Below are 19,358 nucleotides of genomic sequence, written 5' to 3' on the forward strand. Positions count from 1 at the left end.
CCTAGGCTTTGGCAGGGACTTGCCTGGCAGTAATTGTCTATCGACACCGAACGTCGGGCAGCCTGTAGCGTCGAGGGATCTATCTCACTGAGAAGCCTTGTCATGACGTCTTCCGAGCCAAGCTCAACTTCCACGCGCCAAGCGCATATCGAGCAAATCGAGACCCTGTTCAACCATCCTCCGTCGCTGCAATCGGTGGCGCAAGAAGTTGCCCAGGCCTATGTGGAGCAGCATTTTGTGGCACAAAAATGGACGGCCGGCCTGATCCATATCGCCACCCCCGGCGCTGACGGTGGCCATGCATCGCCGTCTTACAGTTACGCCTCCTTGCCCGAGCTGGTGGTACAACGCTTGGCCCGGGCCAGGCCAACGTTGCTGATCGAGGATTATCAGGTCGTGTTCCAGCGCGTTCTCGAGGTGTATGTCCCAGGTGGGCCGCCCCTCGACGCGCTGGAGACACTGATCAACGAATGCGGCGCCGTGCTCCTGAAGTCGTTTGCCAACCGTTTGCAAGCCTGGTGGAGTGAACCTTTGCCGATCAACATGACCCTCTGGGCGTACCTGTCCGATCATCTGTTGGAATTGCTCTACGATTCACCAAAACCTCCTGGCATGAACCAAGAGCGTTTTGCCGCGCTGTTCCCCAAGACCCTTTTGCGCCCCCTGCGACCGGACCCGCAATGGAGCCTGCATGGCGGCCCTTTGCGGGTGCGGACCGTGCACCTGCAAGGCGTGGGACAGGCAGCCGATCAGGCGCAGATGTTGCCACTGCTGGTGCTCAGTCATGCCTCGGAAAACCTGCTGTTCAGCCCGTCGAGCGGCATCCACGAACTCAATAGCCTGGAGGATATCGGCGCGCTGTTACCGGCCTACGTCAGCCCGGTGCTGAATGGTGCGGCTGAGCACTGGTTCATTCAGGAGGCTCAGGGTGATCCGTTTGATGCCCTGGCGCTGAGCTATCTGGCTCGCCAATTGCTGGAGATCGATAGCATTGAGCGTAACGTGCCGCGAACAGCCCAGGAATGTCAGGCGTTGCTCGATTACATTATTACTCCGCGTCGTTGGTTTGTCAGCGAACTGAGCAAGCGCCAGCAGCGCCTACGCGAGGTCATGCCGTTGTGGCTGGCCCACGCCGACAGCGAGGACAGCATCGCTTACGCTCGCCTGTTGCAGCAGTGGGTGTTGGCCCAGCATGAAGCGGGTGCAGCGCATTTTCTCGAGGGCATCGAGTCGATAGCCGAGTATGCCGACGGCCAGTTGCAGCACTGCCTGAAGGCGTTGCCCAGGGCGAAGAACATCAAGCCGGGTGAGGTGTCACTGACCTTTGATCGTGTGATCGCTGCGCCGGTCCCGATACCCGGTGGGTTCATTGCCGGGGAGGTCGATCCTGTCACCGTGACGCTGACTGAGCTGGCCCTGGAAAACCTTGCTGGTTTCCCGCACACCGCCAAACACATCACGCTCAAGGGGGCAACGGCACCGCCATGGCTGACTTACGCCGTGGTCAAACAGTGTGTGGATGAGGCTGATGTGGGGCAGACCTACCCCGCCCTGCTGAAGAAAAAGCTGATTGACGATGCTGCCGAGGCTGCGCGCCGTCGGCAACAGTTCAGCCGGCAATTGCGGGTGCAGCTGCCGATGTTCGCGCTGGAGTCGAAAGTCAAGGGTGAGCACGGCTTGACCCTCAGCGGTTTCCAGCGGGTACAAGCCGCCCTGCAAGCGAGTGCGACCGAACGCAAGGTTGGCGGCCAGGCTTTCGCGCTGTGGCCGCTGGCGTTCAAGGCCACGGCAGACGCCGCCCCGGATGTGGTCGCCAACATGTTCGTCATCGGCCCGCAGCAGGGGCAGAGCGGGCCGCACCTGTTGTACCGGCCATTGTTCAGCCCGATGTTGCAGGAGTATGAGTCGCTGGAAGCCCTGTTCACGGCGATCAAGACCCCCGGCGTTTTGCAGGACGACGTGCTGACCTGGATCGCACCGGCGCGCCGGGCGGTCTATGCCAACAATGGTTTTCATGAGCCGCATATCCGCCACTTTCTGCTGGGTAATGAATTCATTGTGTATGACCGGCCGGCGCCGGCACAACTGAGCAAGCAGGTGGCGGCCACGGACCCGGCATACCAAGTGTTCAATGCTACCGCCAATGCCTTGGTGGCTTTGGCGGATCGCCAATCGGTGGCTAATGCCGAGCAGCGTTGGGCCAGCCTTAAGAATGCCGGCTGGTTGCTGTTCGGGGCTTTGCTGCCGTTGTTCAACGGGCCGCTGGCCCTGGGCGGTTGGCTGATTCAAATGGTCGACAGTATGCAGCGTGACATTGAAGGGCTGCAGAGTACCGAGGGGCAAACGAGGAGCGTAGCCCTTACGGACATGCTGGCGAACTTGATGGCGATCGTCGCCCACCAGGCCACGCCCCAGGATGCCCACCACCCGCTGGAGCTGGAGCACCCGGTGTTTGCACCTTTGGCACGTATTGAACCGGCGCATGTCGAGTACGTGGCGGTGCCGCTCAAGCAGATTCCCGCGCCTACGACGTTTTCCCCTCCTACTCGCTGGGCTAATGCTCGGGAGGTGCTGACGGCACAACAGCTGGCGTTGATCGAACCATTGCGCTTGAAGGTGCTCTCCAAGCCTTGGCCTGACAGCCTGGAAAATGCCGACCCCAGTGGTCCTGCGCAGGGTTTGTTGCGCGATACATCCAAGGTTCCCCAGCAATGGCAGGCACTGGTTCGGGGGGCGGTGTATCGGGTGCAAGTCAAGCAGGGCCTGGTCCGGGTCATCAGCGCTGATGGCGCCACCCAGGGGCCTTGGCTCAGGCACTTGGGCCAGGGGCGATGGGATTTTGACCTGCGCCCACGTTTGCCGGGCGGCAATGCCGATGAGGCGAATGAGCGTGCACGGCAAGCGCAGCCGTCCAACCTCGCGACGACCAAGACTAACTATGAATGGGCCAAGGCCGCCCGTGCCAGGGCCCACGCAGCGATGGAGCTGGCGTACACGTTGAGACAAAAGCCTGCCGGGCAGATTACCGAGCCACAGCGAGACCGAGCCCGGCAAAGTTATGTCGCGCAAATGACCGACAAGTTCACTTACGCCCAGTTGGAACTGCAGGCGCTCAAGCGATTGCGCGAATATGGCCCTCGTCCCCACTACCAGGAAGAACTCTGTGAGGTGCTGGAGTCGGTGATTCTTACCGCACAATCGATGAGTGCACAGGCGCGACGACAAATCGAGGCCCTCACTGCCAGGATCAGGCCGCTGCTGGACCGCCTGAGCGAGGAAAGTGAAGAGGAGGCCGAATCAGATATAAATCGTCGCGATCGCGCCGAGCTGGGTCCGATCATGCGTAACTTGGCGGATGTTCAGGCAAGCGTCATCCAGTGGCGAACCGTGGAGGCCGGGTACTTGGATGAGATGAGTCAGATTCTCCCCTTGGGACGGGATAAAGCCCAGGGCTTGACACTAACCCAGCGTCCTTCGATACGGGATCTGCAATCCTTGCAACTGACGACGTTGTGGGGCATTGCCATCGATATTACCGGGGTCGTGCTCGGCGATGATTTTTTCCACTGTGTCGATGAAACCATTCAACGTGCGCGCCGCGCCACGCGGTCCCTGGCGGATTTGCCGCAGTTGCAGGCGACGCCTGCGGAACGTATTGAGCTGCTGAAAAATATTGATCACATCTACGCGCAAACCGACGACCAAATTGAGTTCTGGCGCGTCATGGAGCCTGACAGGTTCGACCTGGAGTACCTGACAAAACTGCAAGAGCTGCTTTCCAGCCTGCACCAACAGGTCGAAAAGGATCTGGCTGACCTCTTGCAACCTGAACCACAGGCAGAGCAGCCCGCTGTTCCAACCCCCGCGCCCCCAGGGAGGCGACGCAAAAAAATCATTCGTACGCGCAATCGCGATATGTATGTGGCGCAGGTCACTGAAGCCACGGCGCAGGGCCCGGCTACCGCAGAGCTGCAGGCCGATAGCGAGGTGATTGGTGCGTTCACCGAGGCGGCTGACGGGGTATGGGAGCCTGTGAAACCCGCTCTCAAGCCTGATGCGCAGTTGGGGCACTTGCTCAATAAGGGCAAGGCGTTGCTGGGTGATGAGCCTCGAGCGATCCGGAATGTCGAAGTCCTGATTCAGCGTGCCAACGATCCGTCTTCCTTGGAATACATGCTTGAGGCAGAGGCCAATACCCGTCAGTGGATCGCCGAAGCCATTGCCCGCAGGCTCAGCGGTACGGAAAGCGTCCGATTGGCGGCCAGGCAGCGAGACATGGCAATAACGATCAAGCGTGATTTGCTGCTTGCAGTGGACCGGTTGAAGGCCGCCGGGCTGGCCGCACGAATTAAGGCGACCCGGCTGCGGCCCACTACCCAGAACCACATCGACTTTCTCAAGCGCCACGATGAAGTGCTGATCTACCGCAAGGGTGCGCGCGTGCTGCTCAAGGACACCGTCGATGATTACCTGCAGGTGTATGTGGTCGTTGACGCAGAGAATACCGACCGGGCTTTGTGCTATGCCCATTTTCACTACAAAAGGCCCCAAGGGCCGGATGATTTTTACGAGGGCAATGGTCACATCAAGAGCCCTGAGCAGGAGCGCCTGGGGCGACAGGCCCAGGCGCGGGTGGAGGCCCAGGCGTTCGCACGTATGCGCACCGGCCAGACCGGGCGTGTGCGCCAGACCCTGGACATTGACCGGGCGACGATTACGCGGGATTTTGCCCGACGGCTGTTTTTCAGCGCGGATCAGTTACCGGCTGACACTGCGTCTGGTTCCCAGGCGTCAAGTACGGCATAAGCATCGGTGCCATGCCTTTGAGCACCTGCACGGGCAGCGCCGAGGTGAACGTGAAGCCTTGCGCTGAGCTGCCGGGTACGAACGCGGTGAGTGTGCCGAAGTGGCGCTCGCCGATGTAGAACACAAAGGTGGCGGTGCGGTTGATCGCTTTGGAATTGAGCACCCGCCCGCCAGCGCCGATGGCTTCAATGCGGTTGTCGCCGGTGCCGGTCTTGCCGCCCATGGCCAGCGGCGTGCCGTCGTCCAGCTTAAAGCTGCCGGCCACGCGTTTGGCGGTGCCAGCGTCCACGACTTGGGACAAGGCCCCGCGCAGTGCTCGCGCCACTTCTACTGGCATCACCCGTTTGCCCGCGGCGGGATCGTTGATCACTTGGGTTTCATAAGGTGTGCCGGCGGCAAAGTGCAGGCTGTCGATGCGCACCACCCGCTCGCGCACCCCATCGTTGAGGATGATCCCCATCAACTCCGCCAGTGCCGCCGGGCGATCGCCGGAGCTGCCGATTGCCGTGGCCAGGGAAGGCACCAGGTGGTCGAACGGATAGCCCACCGCCTGCCAGCGCTGGTGAATATCGAGGAAGGCTTCAACCTCGAGCATGGTGCGGATGCGGCTGTCGCGAGCGCTCTGGTGGCGGCTCTTGAACAGCCAGCTGTAGACCTCCTGGCGCTCGAACCGACTGGCCTTGACCACCTCGCTGAAGGTGGCCTGCGGATGGTTCAGCAGGTAGCCCACCAGCCATAGGTCCAGCGGGTGGGCCTTGGCGATATAGCCTTGGTCGGGCAAGTCATAGGCCCCGGGGCCGTAATCCTTGTAGAGTTTTTGCAGGCGTTCGTCGCTGAGCTTCCCGTGGGTTCCAACCCCGGTCAGGTGCGAGCGTACGAACAGGTTGAAGCTGGCTTGGCTGGCATTGGGCAGCAAGTAACGGTGTACGGCGGCCAGGCGCATCGGCGTGGGGCGCAGGCCATCGAGAAAGGTGTCGAGGCGCGCCTGGGTGTCTTTCTTCTGGTACTTCTTCCAGAACTTGCGCAGGAAGGTGGTGCCCTCGCGGTCGGCGAAACCGGCCAGGTATTCCTGGCGACGCGGGTCGCTGTCGTCCTTGAGCAGTTGGGCGCTGTTGTTGGCGCCGGAATAGGTGCTGAAGCGCACCAGGTCACGCATCAGGCGAATGAACGGCAGGTTGATCGACTCGCGCAGGGCGTCGCGCAGGGTCGGGCTGCGGTGGTTGTCCTCGTTGCGAAAGTTATGGAAGTGATGCAGGCCGCCGCCGGTGAAAAAGCCTTCGTTGGGGTTGGCCGAGTAGGTGCGGTCCAGAGCGGCGTCGAGCATCTTGGCCAGGGATTTATCCGATGCCTGGAGCAGATAGTCCACGGCCCAGCGGCTGATGCGGTCCTGCTCGGCGATGTCGAGTTTTTTCAGCGCTGCCGGCGCTTGTGCGGCGTACTGGTCGTGCAACTCGGCGATGATTTGCAGGTAAGTGGTCAGCACCCGCAGCTTGGCGGTGGAGCCCAGTTCCAGTTTGCTGCCTTCGTTGATGTCGAAGGGCTGGTCGGTGTTGTCGGTTTGTACCCGCACCCGTGAACCGTCCGGCGTCAGCTCGAACAGGGTGAAGCTGTAGCGTACCTGCGCGGTGCTGGCCGGGGTCAGCAGGCGTTCGCCGAACAGGCCGACCTGGCGGGCGTAGTCGGGGTCGGCAAGGTGCATCAGGTACTCGCTGACCTGGCCCTGCAACGGGGCTTGCAGGGTGCTTGTGGCCGAGAGGTCGAGACGGTCCAGGTCGTAGAGCGGCCGGTCGAGCAGGGCGGCCAGGCGCGCGCGGGCCATGCTGATGCCTTTGTTGGTCTCCACGGGCTGCACCGTGGGTTGTTGCACCCAGTCGCGGTAGTTGAGCTTGGCCGCCAGCGCCGCCTGCAACAGTGCTGGCGTAATCACGCTGTCGCGGGCCAGCAGGCGAAGATGGCTGTCGGTCAGTCGGGCCAGTTCGTCACGCCCTTTGGCCAGGTAGTGAGAAGGGCGGCGCTGGGCAATGATCAGCGACAACACCTGACGCAAGGCCAAACCTTGTGCGTCGTTTACCGGGCCGACCAATGCCTGGTTGACCTGCTGGAAATCGGCGCCGTACCACACCCGCAGTCCCTCCGCCAGGCCATGCACTTCGCCGTGACCCGGCACCGCCGACAGCGGCACGCTGTTGAGGTAGTCGCGCAGGATATTCTGCCGCGCCAGCAAGGTGTGCGGCCCATCGCGGTAGGCGCGCACGGCGGCGGAAAACATCTGCCGCAGTTTTTCCGCGCCCGAGACGGTCAGGCCATCCGGGGAGTGGCGGTACTTTTCCAGCTGGGTGGCCAGGGTGCTGCCACCGGCACTTTGACCCGGCAGGTGCAGGGTCTTTGCGAGTTGCGACCAGGCGGCATTGGCAAAGCGCGGCCAGTCCACGGCGGGGTTGGCCTGGGGTTGGGCGGGGTCGAGCAGGTCGCGGTTTTCGACAAACAGCAGGCTGTTGACCACCAGGGACGGGATGGCGTCGAAGCTTTCATACAGTTGTTGCGGATACTTGTACTGGTAGAGCGGTACCGCACGACAATCGGTGATGGAAAGCCCCGCCTGGATTTTTTCCGCGTAGGGCACAAACAGGCCCTTGGCGCTGTAGTCCATCAGCGCCGGAGACAAACGCGCCTGGGCCTGGATCACATAACCACGCTTGAGCAAACGCGGCAGGAAGCTGTCGAGGTCGCTGTAACCCAGACGACGGTCGAACGGGCCGGCGCCGGGGTAGGTGATTGCGTCGCTGGGACCGGGCTCGACCTGGTAGGTGAGGCTGCGGGCCAGCCGGCTGAGCTCCCGGGCCTGCAGCTGGGAGGTACGCATCTCTTTGACGGCGGCAAACCCCAGGGCCACCAGCGCCATCAGCACGATCAACCAGAACAGGCGCCGCACATAGCGGGGCCGGGGCTTATGTTGGGGGAAAGGCGCTGGGTCCGAACTGCCGTGTAGTTTCGCAGCCTTGCTCGATTCGGTTTGCCACAGTGCGCCCATAGTCGATTGACCCCTGCACGCAGATTGATCGGACTTGCCTGAAGCTTAGTCGCTGGTGGCCAGGTCGGAAAAATTTGTGATCATGGCTTCGGATAGTTAACGCTGTTCTCCAGCCCCAGCCAGGTCGCGTCGTTGGCCGGTGCCCAAACTCGATTGTCTGGTTCAGTTCAACAGACCTGCGATTGATGAAACGTTTGAGAGCGCCCGTTAAAACGAGCATCAATCAATCATTGGAGGTTGTGTCCTTTCTCTCCACGTCGTACGTAATATCAATGTCCTTGTGAGCATGGATGACGATCGGGTGTGTACTGGAGTACGCAAGAACGCTGTCTCCTGTCAGCAATAAACTGAATATTCTTTCCGGCACACCTGGGCATCGAATGCGGGTGCTAACGCTGCAGTCAGCATAATCAATTTCGTAATGACCCGAAGGTTTAAGGGACATGCTTGCTATCCGAGTTGGCTGCACGACGTTCACGCAGTGATTCATGCACTCGTCCCTGAGGGTTACGGGGGCGGCCCGCAGCGGGATCGTTCGCGTTTCTGGCCGGCTCGCGTCGCCATGCCGTGAAGGATTTGAGCCGCCGGCGTCAGCCATCGAGCCGTGCCAAGACATGACGATGCACCAAGGCTGTGCAATACTCGCCGCCGTTTCGGCCGTTGGTTTTTTGCGCTGGACCAGTCAATGTCTCTCCAGAAAACCGCAATATGCCGCGAAGTCCTCCTGAAGTTTTGCTGTTTTATAGTGAAAGCACCTATGTCGAGGTTTTTATACTGCACGTCGCTGAGTCTTGTAGGTGTTGTCCTATAACTGGATCTGTTCATGAAACAGACCCGGACTCAGCCACCGCCAGGCTTACCGGCCTGTCGGTCCGAGACCTAGTGGTCTATCCAATAACAAAATGAGGTTGTATTTCCATGCCCGTTGGCAACCCCCTGCCCCCTGGCGAGACCGCTCAAGGCGGCCCGCTCAAACGTGAACTCGGTGAACGGCATATTCGCCTGATGGCCCTCGGCGCCTGCATCGGCGTCGGCTTGTTTCTCGGCTCGGCCAAGGCCATTGAAATGGCCGGCCCGGCGATCATGCTCTCGTACATCATTGGCGGCCTGGCGATCCTGGTGATCATGCGCGCCCTGGGCGAAATGGCGGTGCACAACCCTGTCGCCGGCTCGTTCAGCCGTTATGCCCAGGATTACCTCGGCCCCTTGGCGGGGTTTCTCACCGGCTGGAACTATTGGTTCCTGTGGCTGGTGACCTGCGTCGCGGAGATCACCGCCGTGGCCGTGTACATGGGCGTCTGGTTTCCCGACACCCCACGCTGGATCTGGGCCCTGGCGGCGTTGATCAGCATGGGCACGATCAACCTGATCGCGGTCAAGGCGTTCGGTGAGTTCGAGTTCTGGTTCGCCCTGATCAAGATCGTCACCATCATTGCCATGGTCATCGGCGGCGTCGGTATCATCGCGTTTGGTTTTGGCAATGACGGCGTGGCGCTGGGCATTTCCAACCTGTGGGCCCACGGCGGCTTTATGCCCAATGGTATCACGGGAGTGTTGATGTCCTTGCAGATGGTAATGTTCGCCTACCTGGGCGTGGAGATGATCGGCCTGACCGCTGGTGAAGCGAAGAACCCGCAGAAGACCATTCCCAGTGCCATCGGCTCGGTGTTCTGGCGCATCCTGCTGTTCTACGTGGGGGCGTTGTTTGTGATCCTGTCGATCTACCCATGGAATGAAATCGGCACCCAGGGCAGCCCGTTCGTGATGACCTTCGAGCGTCTGGGCATCAAGACCGCCGCGGGCATCATCAACTTCGTGGTGATCACCGCTGCGTTGTCGTCCTGTAACGGCGGCATCTTCAGCACCGGGCGTATGCTCTACAGCCTGGCGCAGAACGGCCAGGCACCTGCCACCTTCGGCACCACGTCGAGCAACGGCGTACCGCGCAAGGCGTTGCTGTTGTCGATCTTCGTACTGTTGCTGGGTGTACTGCTCAATTACATGGTCCCGGAAAAAGTCTTTGTGTGGGTCACTTCCATTGCCACGTTCGGCGCGATCTGGACCTGGCTGATGATCCTGCTGGCCCAGCTCAAGTTCCGCAAAAGCCTGAGCCCGGCAGAGGCGGCTGGCCTCAAGTACCGCATGTGGTTGTACCCGGTCAGTTCCTACCTGGCGCTGGCGTTCCTGGTGATGGTGGTGGGGCTGATGGCGTACTTCCCCGATACCCGTGTGGCGCTGTATGTGGGCCCGGTGTTCCTGTTGGTGTTGACCGTGCTGTTCTACGTGTTCAGGTTGCAGCCAAAGACCGTCGCTCAAGGGACGGTGCGTTCCGCGTCCTGATGTGTGTCGTGTGACAAAAAGCCCCACCCCGTTCTACCGCGGGGTGGGGCTTTGACCGGCGTATTTTCTGCACGATCCTCTATTTGCGGTGCGGTGCCTGCCGCCCCTCGGGTCTGATATCGCGAGCACTGCGCCTGTGTATAACGCGGGGCATCCGGTTCCGCGCGTTATCGCTTTGCTCATATCTATCTATCCCTCCAACGATAATTCATTCCCTAGGCTGGCTGCTTCGACAGCAACCTTTGAAGAGTGAATTCATGTCTGAAAGCAACCCCCTGCTACTGCCCTACGACTTGCCACCGTTCTCTGCCATCAGAGCAGAACACTTGGTGCCCGCCATTGAGCAAATCATCGCTGATAGCCGCAACACCACCGCCACGATCATTGCCAGCCAGTCGTTATTCCCCACCTGGGATGACCTGGTGCAAGCCGTGGAGGCACTGGAGGCACGCCTGGATGGCGTTCTCAACGTCATTGAACTGCTTGACTCTATTCCCCAAGAGTCGGCTTGGAAACAGGCATCACACCGCAGTTATGAGCTTGCAATGCAGTACCGCGCCGAATTGGCCGCGAACAATGACCTGTATCAGCTCCACCGCCAACTTGCCGATAGCCCGATCGCAGCCCTTTTCAATCAACAACGCCAAAGCGCGTTGCGTAAAATACTGCGCAAGTACCACTTGGCGGGCCTTGATCTTTCTCCCGAGAAGCAGCTAAGGCTGAAAGCGTTGAACCTGCAAATCGACACATTCAGCCAGGAGTTCCGGCGCCGTGTGAGAGATTCCAGCGACGCATGGCGTAAGCACATTCAAGACAAGGCGCTGCTGAGCGGACTGCCTGACGCAGCCCTGGCACGCATGGCGGCCGCGGCTCGGGCCGCAAGCCTGGATGGCTGGTTATTAACCCTTTCCGAGCAGTCCTTTCAGGCGGTGATGAGCTACGCCGACCATCGAGCCTTGCGCCAGGAAATGATGATGGCTTACTACAGCCGTGCCGTGGGCTCCGGTCCTGACGACATTGCCACCGACAATGAACCGGTTCTGACAGTGTTGCTCGACAGCCGTCACCAGAAAGCACAATTGCTCGGCTATGCCAACTTCGCCGAACTGGCGTTGGTGGAACAAATGGCGGAGACGACCGATGAGGTCACTGCATTTGTGCATCAACAGATTGATCGGGCACGCATGACATTTGCCCATGAGGCACAACAACTGCAACGCTATGCCGCGCAACGTGGGATCGATGCACTGGAACCCTGGGATTACAACTATTATGCGGAAAAAATTCGCCAGGACGTGGCGGGTGTCTCCCAAGACGCCGTGCGCAAATACTTCCCATTGGAAACGGTGCTGCAACGCTTGTGCGCGTTCACCAAAATGCTGTTCGGCGTTGAGCTGATTGAACAAACCACAGTCGATACCTGGCACCCGGATGTGCGGGTATTTGAACTCAGGGAGTACGCCGAGCCCATCGGACATTTGTTTATTGACTCCTATCGTCGTGTGGCAGGCGGCGCGATCGGCATCGCCTCGGGCTTGCGCAATCACCGGATGACGGCCGAGGGGCGTCCACAACGGCCCATAGCCATGCTTCGTAGCCAGTTGCCACGACCGATAGCGACCCAGCCTTGCTTGCTGGATCATCTGCAATTGAGGGTCTTATTGCATGAATTCGGCCACTGCTTGCAGCACCTGTTGACCGTGGCCCCCTATCGGGCGATTTCCGGTATGGGCCAGTTAAGTCATGACGCGGCGGAATTCTTCGGCCAAGTGCTGGAGCAATTCTGCTTTACCCCATTGTTCCTGACCTGGCTATCCGGCCATTTCCAGACAGGAGATCCCTTGCCTGACGATATGGCCACTCAAATGAGCCGATTTGTTCACACCCAGACCAGCCAGGAAACCGCCAGTATTTTGCTCACGAGTCTCGTCGACTTTGAGTTACACCGCACCTATGGCGACGGGCGTACACCTCATGAAGTTTTCACTCATGCCAACGTTGAAGTCGGGCATTTGCAATGGCCTGATGGCGCCCGTCCGATCAACAGCTTCGAACAACCGATGGGTAGCTATGGGGCCAAAATGTATTCCTACAAGTGGTCTGGTGTGCTGGCTCGCCAGGCTTTTGAACGGTTTGAGCGTGATGGCCTGTTCAACCCTGAGACCGGGAAAGCTTTTCGTGACGTATTTATCACTGAAGGCGATACCCGTACGTTGTTGAGCTCACTTGCGCTTTTCCGGGGTGAAGGCGAGCGGTGTGTCGAGCATTCCACCGGGGCATGAAGCGCTGGTGCATATGTAGTCCCACGGCTGAAACTTGAGACGCCAGAGTGATCTTCAGCAGCCAGTCCGGCACGGAGAGCACTCAATGAGCACTGACACCCCACCGTATTTTTTCAGCGAAACCCAAACCGATCGCACGCAGCTAACAGAGCGCCAACGCTCACGCAACTTTACCCTCAAGGACCTTGACTGGTTCGACTCGGTCTATCTGGCCACCGATGCTTTGCGGCGGGCACACAAAGCGCCGATGCACGTCCAAACCCTGCAACTGAATGTGCCCGGCCAATCCGCTATTGAATTGGCGGGTGCATTCGTCATGAGTCCCGCCCCAGAAGGCGGGGTTGTTCTCTATACACCCGCTCGTGGTCTGGAAAAACTGGAAAGCCATGAAACACTCAAGACGCAACTGAAGTCGTGGCTCAAAGACGCGTCGCAGCGCCAAGCGTTGCTTGATTACCTTTCCATCTCCCAGCAAGTCACCCTGACGCCGACTGCGACCCTGACGATTACCGCACATACCGTGGCTGGCGCTGTCTTCGAAGCACAACACGCGACCCTCTCTAATAATCTGCTCGACAATGCCCGTTTGATGCGCGAGGAGTTGCTCAAGCTGCCCAGTTTCACTTCGCTGCTGGATGAATACATTTCCTCTGAGTTGGCGCAGTCTTTTACGGGGGGCGATCAGCGCCAAATCCAAGTGCAGAGTTATGTCATCGACGCATCCAGCGAATCAGGCAATTCTGATTCGCCAACGTCCCGACACACGACCACCCGCTCCTTGAGCGAAACCGTCCTCAGGTATTTCGTCGCCAATGCCTGGCCTGCGGATGAAACCAGGCGCTACTACAATCCCCGGCAGCCTACTCAGAAAGCTGATGATCAGTTGCGTTGGGACGTATCAGTTCAAGGATTGGCCCAGGGCTTGAAAGCCTATATGAAGCTACAGCCCAAGACATTTTGGGCGCTGCCGGCCGCCGCAGGGTTCTCACGGCTACAACTTTTTACCCATGCCATGGCCAATGCCTTTTTCACGGTGGCGCTGGAGCAACAACAGCAAACTACGATTACGGTTGAGCAGCGTCTGCAACTACAGGCCTTGCCGCTCAAGGCTGCGCTGCCCGCGACAACGCTGGCTCCCGACGTTGATGTTGAAAAGGCACTGCTGAGCGAGCCTGAACAGGCCTGCGCCGAGCTGGCAGGCACCCTCGTCATCAGCAGTAACAAAAGCGACGATGGCTCGCCCTGGCTGCTCTATACCCCTCAACAAGGCCTGCAATCGTTTACCGAGCTGGGAGCACTCAAAACCCACCTTCTTGATGGTCTCAACTCTCGGCAACCTGCCGATGCCTGGAGAAAGCACCTGTCCAGGCCGGAACGCTATAACGAAGTCGACCTGATGGCCTGCGACGTCACCACAGCCCCGATCACCGGGGTTATTTTCCAACGCATCATGGAGGGCATCATTGAGAAACAAGGTCGCAACCTTGAATACGCCCTCGATCAATATCGCCTGAGCCAGGGCACGATGGACCTCGACGCCTTGGTCGATCATGTGCTGGATGTGCGTGGCATGATTGATCCAACATTACTGAACTTCGAACCCATGGGGCGTTGGAGTACCCAGTTGACAGCGACCTGGACGGCGACGGTGACTGAACCCAGGATTCCACCAACGCTTGCTGCAATGCGCACAACGGTGCATTTACTCGAAAATGTCACCGCCGAAATCGAACAACACCTATCGTTTCGCTCCTCGCTGGAGCGTTCCGTTATCACCTATCTCAATACCAAACTGTACGCTATCAAGCAGCAACACTTGCAGGCTTCGTGCCTCTCGGTACGTCAATACAGCAACCCTTCGAATGGCACTGACAAACCTCAACTGCTCTCATCGAGCAGTATGGTCGACTATTTTCTGGCGCGTTTATGTGGCGAAGCGGGCCCACTCATCGATCCGCTTAACACTCACGTCTACTCAACCGCTCCTGACAAACCCGCCACTAAAGTCTCAAGTATGGACGCCACTGCCTTCAATACGCTGATCACCAGTGCAGTCGGTGGGTTTAAACAGCACCTGCGTAGAACCCACGGCGTATCCCCCAACATGCAGCCCTTGCTGAGAAAGGCAATGGAGATGGGCTTGACAGGGGAAGTGCAAGTCAGGCTTTGGAACAACGCTTTATTGCCCCTCGACTACGAAGTGCTGTTGACCGTGTTAGGTATTTACGCCAGAGACTTACGCCCTGGCGTCAATGGGTTCCGCCCTGATGCGTTTTCTTTGCAGGTCGTACCGACTGGGCAGAATACCCCGCTGGTACTCAATAACTGTTTCGTGCTGACCGAGCGCGGCGGGCTTGATCCTCAATATTGCGGCCGCACGCTGCTGTGGACGCCCGCGTTAGGCCTGGAAAGTTTCTCCTCATTGAATGACTTCAAAGCAGAGATGGATCGACGCCTGGCAATCCCGGACGAGCGACAGGCTTTCCTGGCGAACCTGGCGCCACCGGACTGGGAGGCACAACCGAGCTATGCATTCAGTTCCCTTGAACTGGTCGAAGACAACCTCGTCGAGCACTTGCAACGAACCTACGCGCAACAAAAAGACCGTGAACTGGCGCACATTCTGTCCATGCAGCTGTCGGTCGATCAGCTGCGCAAGCTCTGGCAGGTTCAAGTCACACAAGACCTTGCGCCCACCAACGTGCAGCGTGCCAAGGACATGGTCCAGGCCATGATCCGGCAACAGGGTTTGCAATGGTTTGGCAAAGCCCGTGCTGTGGATCAACAGCTGTACGTCGAATTGCTGGAGCAGTATCGAAACAATGTCACCGACAATCAGGATTACCTGCACGGGATCGACTCCCTGGTTCAGTTCACGCGCAAGAAGCTCAGCACTTTACTCAAGGACCTTGGCGCTCAGGACAGCGTCACACCTGATGAAATCGAAGTCGGGCTGCCGGTGCAGGGCACTACGCCTGCCCGCAATCAGTCCCTGCTGGACTACGCCTTGAGTCATCAGTCGTATTGGCAGGATGCGGTGCCCCTCTTCGCCAGCACCGGTACAACGCCGTTGCCATCCACCCTGAATGCGCAGACGCTGAAAACGCGGATACAGGCGTTGAACATCAACGCGGCTTACCAAACGTACATCAAATCCTTCCTGGGCCCTGCCAGCCCGGACTTTGAGCAACGCTCTACGCGCTTCGCCAAGCAACTGCCGTGGCAATTGATGCAATACGCTCACGGCATGAGGTTGCAAGACCAGCTTTCACCGACGGCCTTCGGGCTCATTCAACAGATCATGGACATGCCCGATGCGATCGCCCGTGCGACAGTGGTGGATGCCAACGCCATGATCCGCCCTCTGGAACTGTTGGTCGATGACGGGAAGAAAACCATCAAGATTCCCGGGGCTTATTTGATCGGCTCCGCCTCCGGTGACGAGGGGCCTCAAGTCCTGTATGCCCCCTATAGCCCAGGCTACACCCTCAAGGAATATACCGTTGAGGCTGCACTATGTGCTGAGTTGACAGCCTGCGGCGCATTACAGCGTTGGGTTCGGCAGGTGGTCCCGGCCGTTGACCTCGCAGCACTGACAAACGCACTGGAGCAACCCCAGGCCAGCACCGCCCTCCAGCTGGCAAGCAACCCCATCAACGCTGCGTTGTTCAAACAGCTGTTCACCGACAATGTCGAGCTGCTGACAACGCTGCTGGGTTGCCAAAAAGCCGCTGATGCAGGCAATGCCTGGGATACGGCCAAGGCCGTGTTCTCTGAAGGCGTGCAGGCGGCCATTGTATTTTTTGCCGGCAAACTGGCCTACCCCCTGGTGGTCTGGCAGAGCTATAAACTGTTCAAGGCTTCTGCCGAAGAGTTGCAAAGCCACCAATGGCATGAGGCGCTGGGGCATTTCATCGGTGGTGTCGCCTTGCTGGCCGGTTTGCGCAATTCCATGCCTCCCGTATCAGAGGGCGGCATGCCCCCGGCACCCGAGCCGATCCCGCCGCCTTCCACACCTGCGACCTCTGTGGTGTCCTGGCCCGCGCTGGACATTACCGCTGCGTCCCGCACCCGGCTCCAGCGTTTCGAAGTCCTTGAGCCGAGCTTGGCCAACCTGATCAAAGACACCTCACTCAACCTTTACCGATCGACCTCCAACCATTACTACGCGGCGGTGGCAGGGAAAGTGTTCGAAGTCATCAAGCATGGCCTGGGTTGGCGCATCATCGGTGATGGCGAAGTCGGTCCTGAGGTACAGAGCAACCCCCGACAACAGTGGATGCTCAGTAGCGCAGTCCCAGTGCTGACGGGGCGACGGGCAATTGCACGATTAATTAATCGCTTCTACTCCGAGCCCTATGCGCGCTCCAGCATGAATGTATTGGCCAGCGGGATGCGCGAGATACGAGCGCTTTACCCTCGGGAATCCTGGGTTATCACCGATGCACTTGCCTTGGCGACGTTTTATGCAAAGAACGCCCAGGAAAATTTGCGCCTGATCGCACAAACACCGCTTGCCGCACCTGAGCTCGTCAAACAGATCAAAACGTTTTTCGGCTTGCAAACGCTCGAGGTCGAACACCTTGAAAAAATTCAGGAGATCGTCGATAAGGTCTGCAGCGCGTTGATGGAGCCCTCACTGACCTCCTCGGACTCAACGCGATTTGTCATTGGCCGTTCGCGGTTGCCGGCTATTCAGGGCGGACACACGTTGATGGCCTTTACGATTGTCCCCGACCCACTTCAACTGGTGTACTTGACCGAGTTGTTTTTCAATCCAGGTCTGAACTACGGTCATTTGTTGATAAAACCGTTCTATGTCAGCGTCCACGCCCGTGCGACGACTCTCATTCACGAAGTCACTCATCATGTAGGTGAGACGTTGGACTTGGCTTACGTGCATTCAGGCCATCCCTTTGATGACCTGATTGATCCCAAAACCCCTGAGGGCCGTAACACCAAGGTAAGCCTGGAAAACCGCCATCTCTCAAGACTGTCGCTCAATACCCCGACCCATGAGTTGTTCCAGGTTGTCGATATTGCGACCGGCCTCAAAACAGACCCTGCACAGGGCACGTCAACACAGCATGTGCTCGACAGGCTGCTCACCGTTACCGGCACCCAAACCCTCGCCGATGCGCGGCGAGTTTTCCGTACCGATCCGCTTAAACGCATCCTTACGGTACTTAACAACGCCGACTCCGTCGCCTACCTGATTGCACAATTGGGGCGTCGAAAAGAGAAACCTGTTGGCTTATGACTACAACGTCAGGTCATCGCCCGGGCCGTGTGCTCCTGCGCAGCGAGGCGGGCATTAACTATTTGGCTTGTCTCGCTTCAAGGGGCGTGGCGTCTGGTTGAGGTGTTTGTTGAACTCCATCCAGGCCGCGAGGGCTGACATCAGCACCACACCGAGCAAGGCGGTAAGTACTTGCATGAACACGGCGTCATCCGCCTGGGCATTGAGCATGTCCGCCAGTGGTGCCAGCACCACGCCCAGGCAGAACACTTCCAGGGAATAACGGCCCATCTGGCAAATCCGTTCAGCCAGACGGTTTTGCGTCCATTGCGGGTTTGGCAACAGCTTGGCGGTGACATAGGCCAGCGCCAGGAAGTGCACGAGACGCACCGGTGACAGGTTGGTCTTGCTGATGGGGTACAGCAGGTTGCTGAGCATGGTGGGCATCACCGCATCATGGGCTTCAGGCCAGAGCCACGACAGCGTGATCACGCCGGCCACCACCACATACAGCGCCGCCGCGACGAACAGCGGCTGGCGCTGCAAGGGGCGTGTCTCGGGCGCGCTGGGCCGCTGGCTGTAAATCGCCGCGGCGCCCCCCAGCACAAACAGCAATTGCCAGGTGACCGGGTTGAAATACCACACGCCATCGGCAATGGCGCGCAGGTTCCAGCCCATCCACGGCGCCATCAGGTATACCACCAGCGAGACACTCACCACGGCCCAGGGCGCGCGCACCATCAGCGGCAGCACCACGGACAAACCAGCCAGCAAGACGATGTACAACGGCAACGGATCCATCAGGTTGGGCTTGAAGCGCAACAGCAGTTCATCGGTCAGTGCCTGTTGCGGGTGGGTGACGAAGTGCGTCAGGCCCATCTCCGCCACCAGGTCGCGGGTTTCTACATGGTTGTTGGCGAAAAACACGATACCCATCAGCATGGCCAGCAAGAAAATATGCACCACATACAACACCCAGGTGCGGCGCAGGATTTTCAGGCAGGCCATCCAATAGCCTTCGCGCTGCATGACCTTGCCGTAGGCCAGCACCGAGGCGAACCCGGCGAGAAACACGAAGACCTCCGCCGCGTCGCTGAAGCCGAAGTTGCGCAGAGTGATCAGGCCGAGAGGGTTGTGGGGGACGTGATCCCAGAAAATGAAGATCAACGCCAGGCCCCGAAAAAAATCGATGCGCGGGTCGCGTCCGTTCAGCATGGCAGCGGGCTCTTGAACAAGTAGTTGAATGACGATAGGTGAGCGCGCGTTGTCGTACGCCGCACGTCGGGCGGGCGAAGGTTGGCGGTATTTGTAAGCAATTGCAAAGGTTGGGTATTACTGAATGTCTCTAGACATCGATGATCACCAACGTGCCGTAGCTACCGGGGCTTACAGCGTGGGGAGTGCCGGCTTCTACAAGGTACATCTGGCCGGCAGCAACGTGTATTTGCTCGGTGCCAATGCTTAGGTACAACTGGCCGGTGACTACCAATAACCCCTCATTGTAATCATGAGTTTCCTCTTCATAAGCCTGCTCATCCATACGCAACACCTTGATACGCGCCGGGCCGACCTGGCCCAGGCACTTGGATTTCCAGCTCTCGGGCAGTTGCGCGGCAATGGCGCTGAAGTCGAGTAACGGCATGTGAAACTCCTTGTTTCA

The 19,358-nt window shown here is 59.0% G+C and carries 7 protein-coding genes; 4 read left to right on the plus strand and 3 right to left on the minus strand.

Annotated elements, in window-relative coordinates; all coding sequences use genetic code 11:
• Positions 1 to 102: 102 nt before the first annotated feature.
• On the plus strand, positions 103 to 4,806 hold the full coding sequence (locus tag PSH96_RS05630; RefSeq protein WP_305458057.1) for a hypothetical protein: 4,704 nt from the start codon (positions 103 to 105) through the stop codon (positions 4,804 to 4,806).
• Here the strand turns inward: PSH96_RS05630 and PSH96_RS05635 are convergent.
• Positions 4,745 to 7,837 carry a biosynthetic peptidoglycan transglycosylase gene (locus tag PSH96_RS05635; RefSeq protein ID WP_305458059.1) on the minus strand — a complete coding sequence of 1,031 codons (3,093 nt, stop codon included), beginning with the start codon at positions 7,835 to 7,837 and terminating at the stop codon, positions 4,745 to 4,747. The genes PSH96_RS05630 and PSH96_RS05635 overlap by 62 nt on opposite strands.
• Before the next feature lie 918 nt (positions 7,838 to 8,755).
• Between PSH96_RS05635 and PSH96_RS05640 the strand changes: the two genes are divergently transcribed.
• The 3 genes from PSH96_RS05640 (at position 8,756) to PSH96_RS05650 (ending at position 17,719) form a co-directional block, all read left to right on the plus strand.
• Positions 8,756 to 10,177, plus strand: coding sequence for an amino acid permease (locus PSH96_RS05640; RefSeq protein ID WP_305458061.1), 1,422 nt, complete (start codon positions 8,756 to 8,758; stop codon positions 10,175 to 10,177).
• Positions 10,178 to 10,434: 257 nt separating this feature from the next.
• Positions 10,435 to 12,459, plus strand: a complete 2,025-nt coding sequence (locus PSH96_RS05645; RefSeq protein ID WP_305458062.1) for a M3 family metallopeptidase — start codon at positions 10,435 to 10,437, stop codon at positions 12,457 to 12,459.
• A gap of 85 nt (positions 12,460 to 12,544) precedes the next feature.
• Positions 12,545 to 17,719 (plus strand): dermonecrotic toxin domain-containing protein, encoded by a 5,175-nt coding sequence (locus PSH96_RS05650; protein WP_305458064.1) that lies wholly within the window; start codon positions 12,545 to 12,547, stop codon positions 17,717 to 17,719.
• Between the two features lie 54 nt (positions 17,720 to 17,773).
• Here the strand turns inward: PSH96_RS05650 and PSH96_RS05655 are convergent, their stop codons facing one another.
• Together PSH96_RS05655 and PSH96_RS05660 are read right to left on the minus strand one after the other, a co-directional pair.
• Positions 17,774 to 18,913 carry an OpgC family protein gene (locus PSH96_RS05655; protein WP_305458066.1) on the minus strand — a complete coding sequence of 380 codons (1,140 nt, stop codon included), beginning with the start codon at positions 18,911 to 18,913 and terminating at the stop codon, positions 17,774 to 17,776.
• A 130-nt stretch (positions 18,914 to 19,043) separates the two neighbouring features.
• Positions 19,044 to 19,340 (minus strand): cupin domain-containing protein, encoded by a 297-nt coding sequence (locus tag PSH96_RS05660; RefSeq protein ID WP_305458068.1) that lies wholly within the window; start codon positions 19,338 to 19,340, stop codon positions 19,044 to 19,046.
• Between the last annotated feature and the right edge of the window lie 18 nt (positions 19,341 to 19,358).

This window comes from Pseudomonas sp. FP2338, assembly GCF_030687515.1.
GTDB lineage: Bacteria > Pseudomonadota > Gammaproteobacteria > Pseudomonadales > Pseudomonadaceae > Aquipseudomonas > Aquipseudomonas salomonii.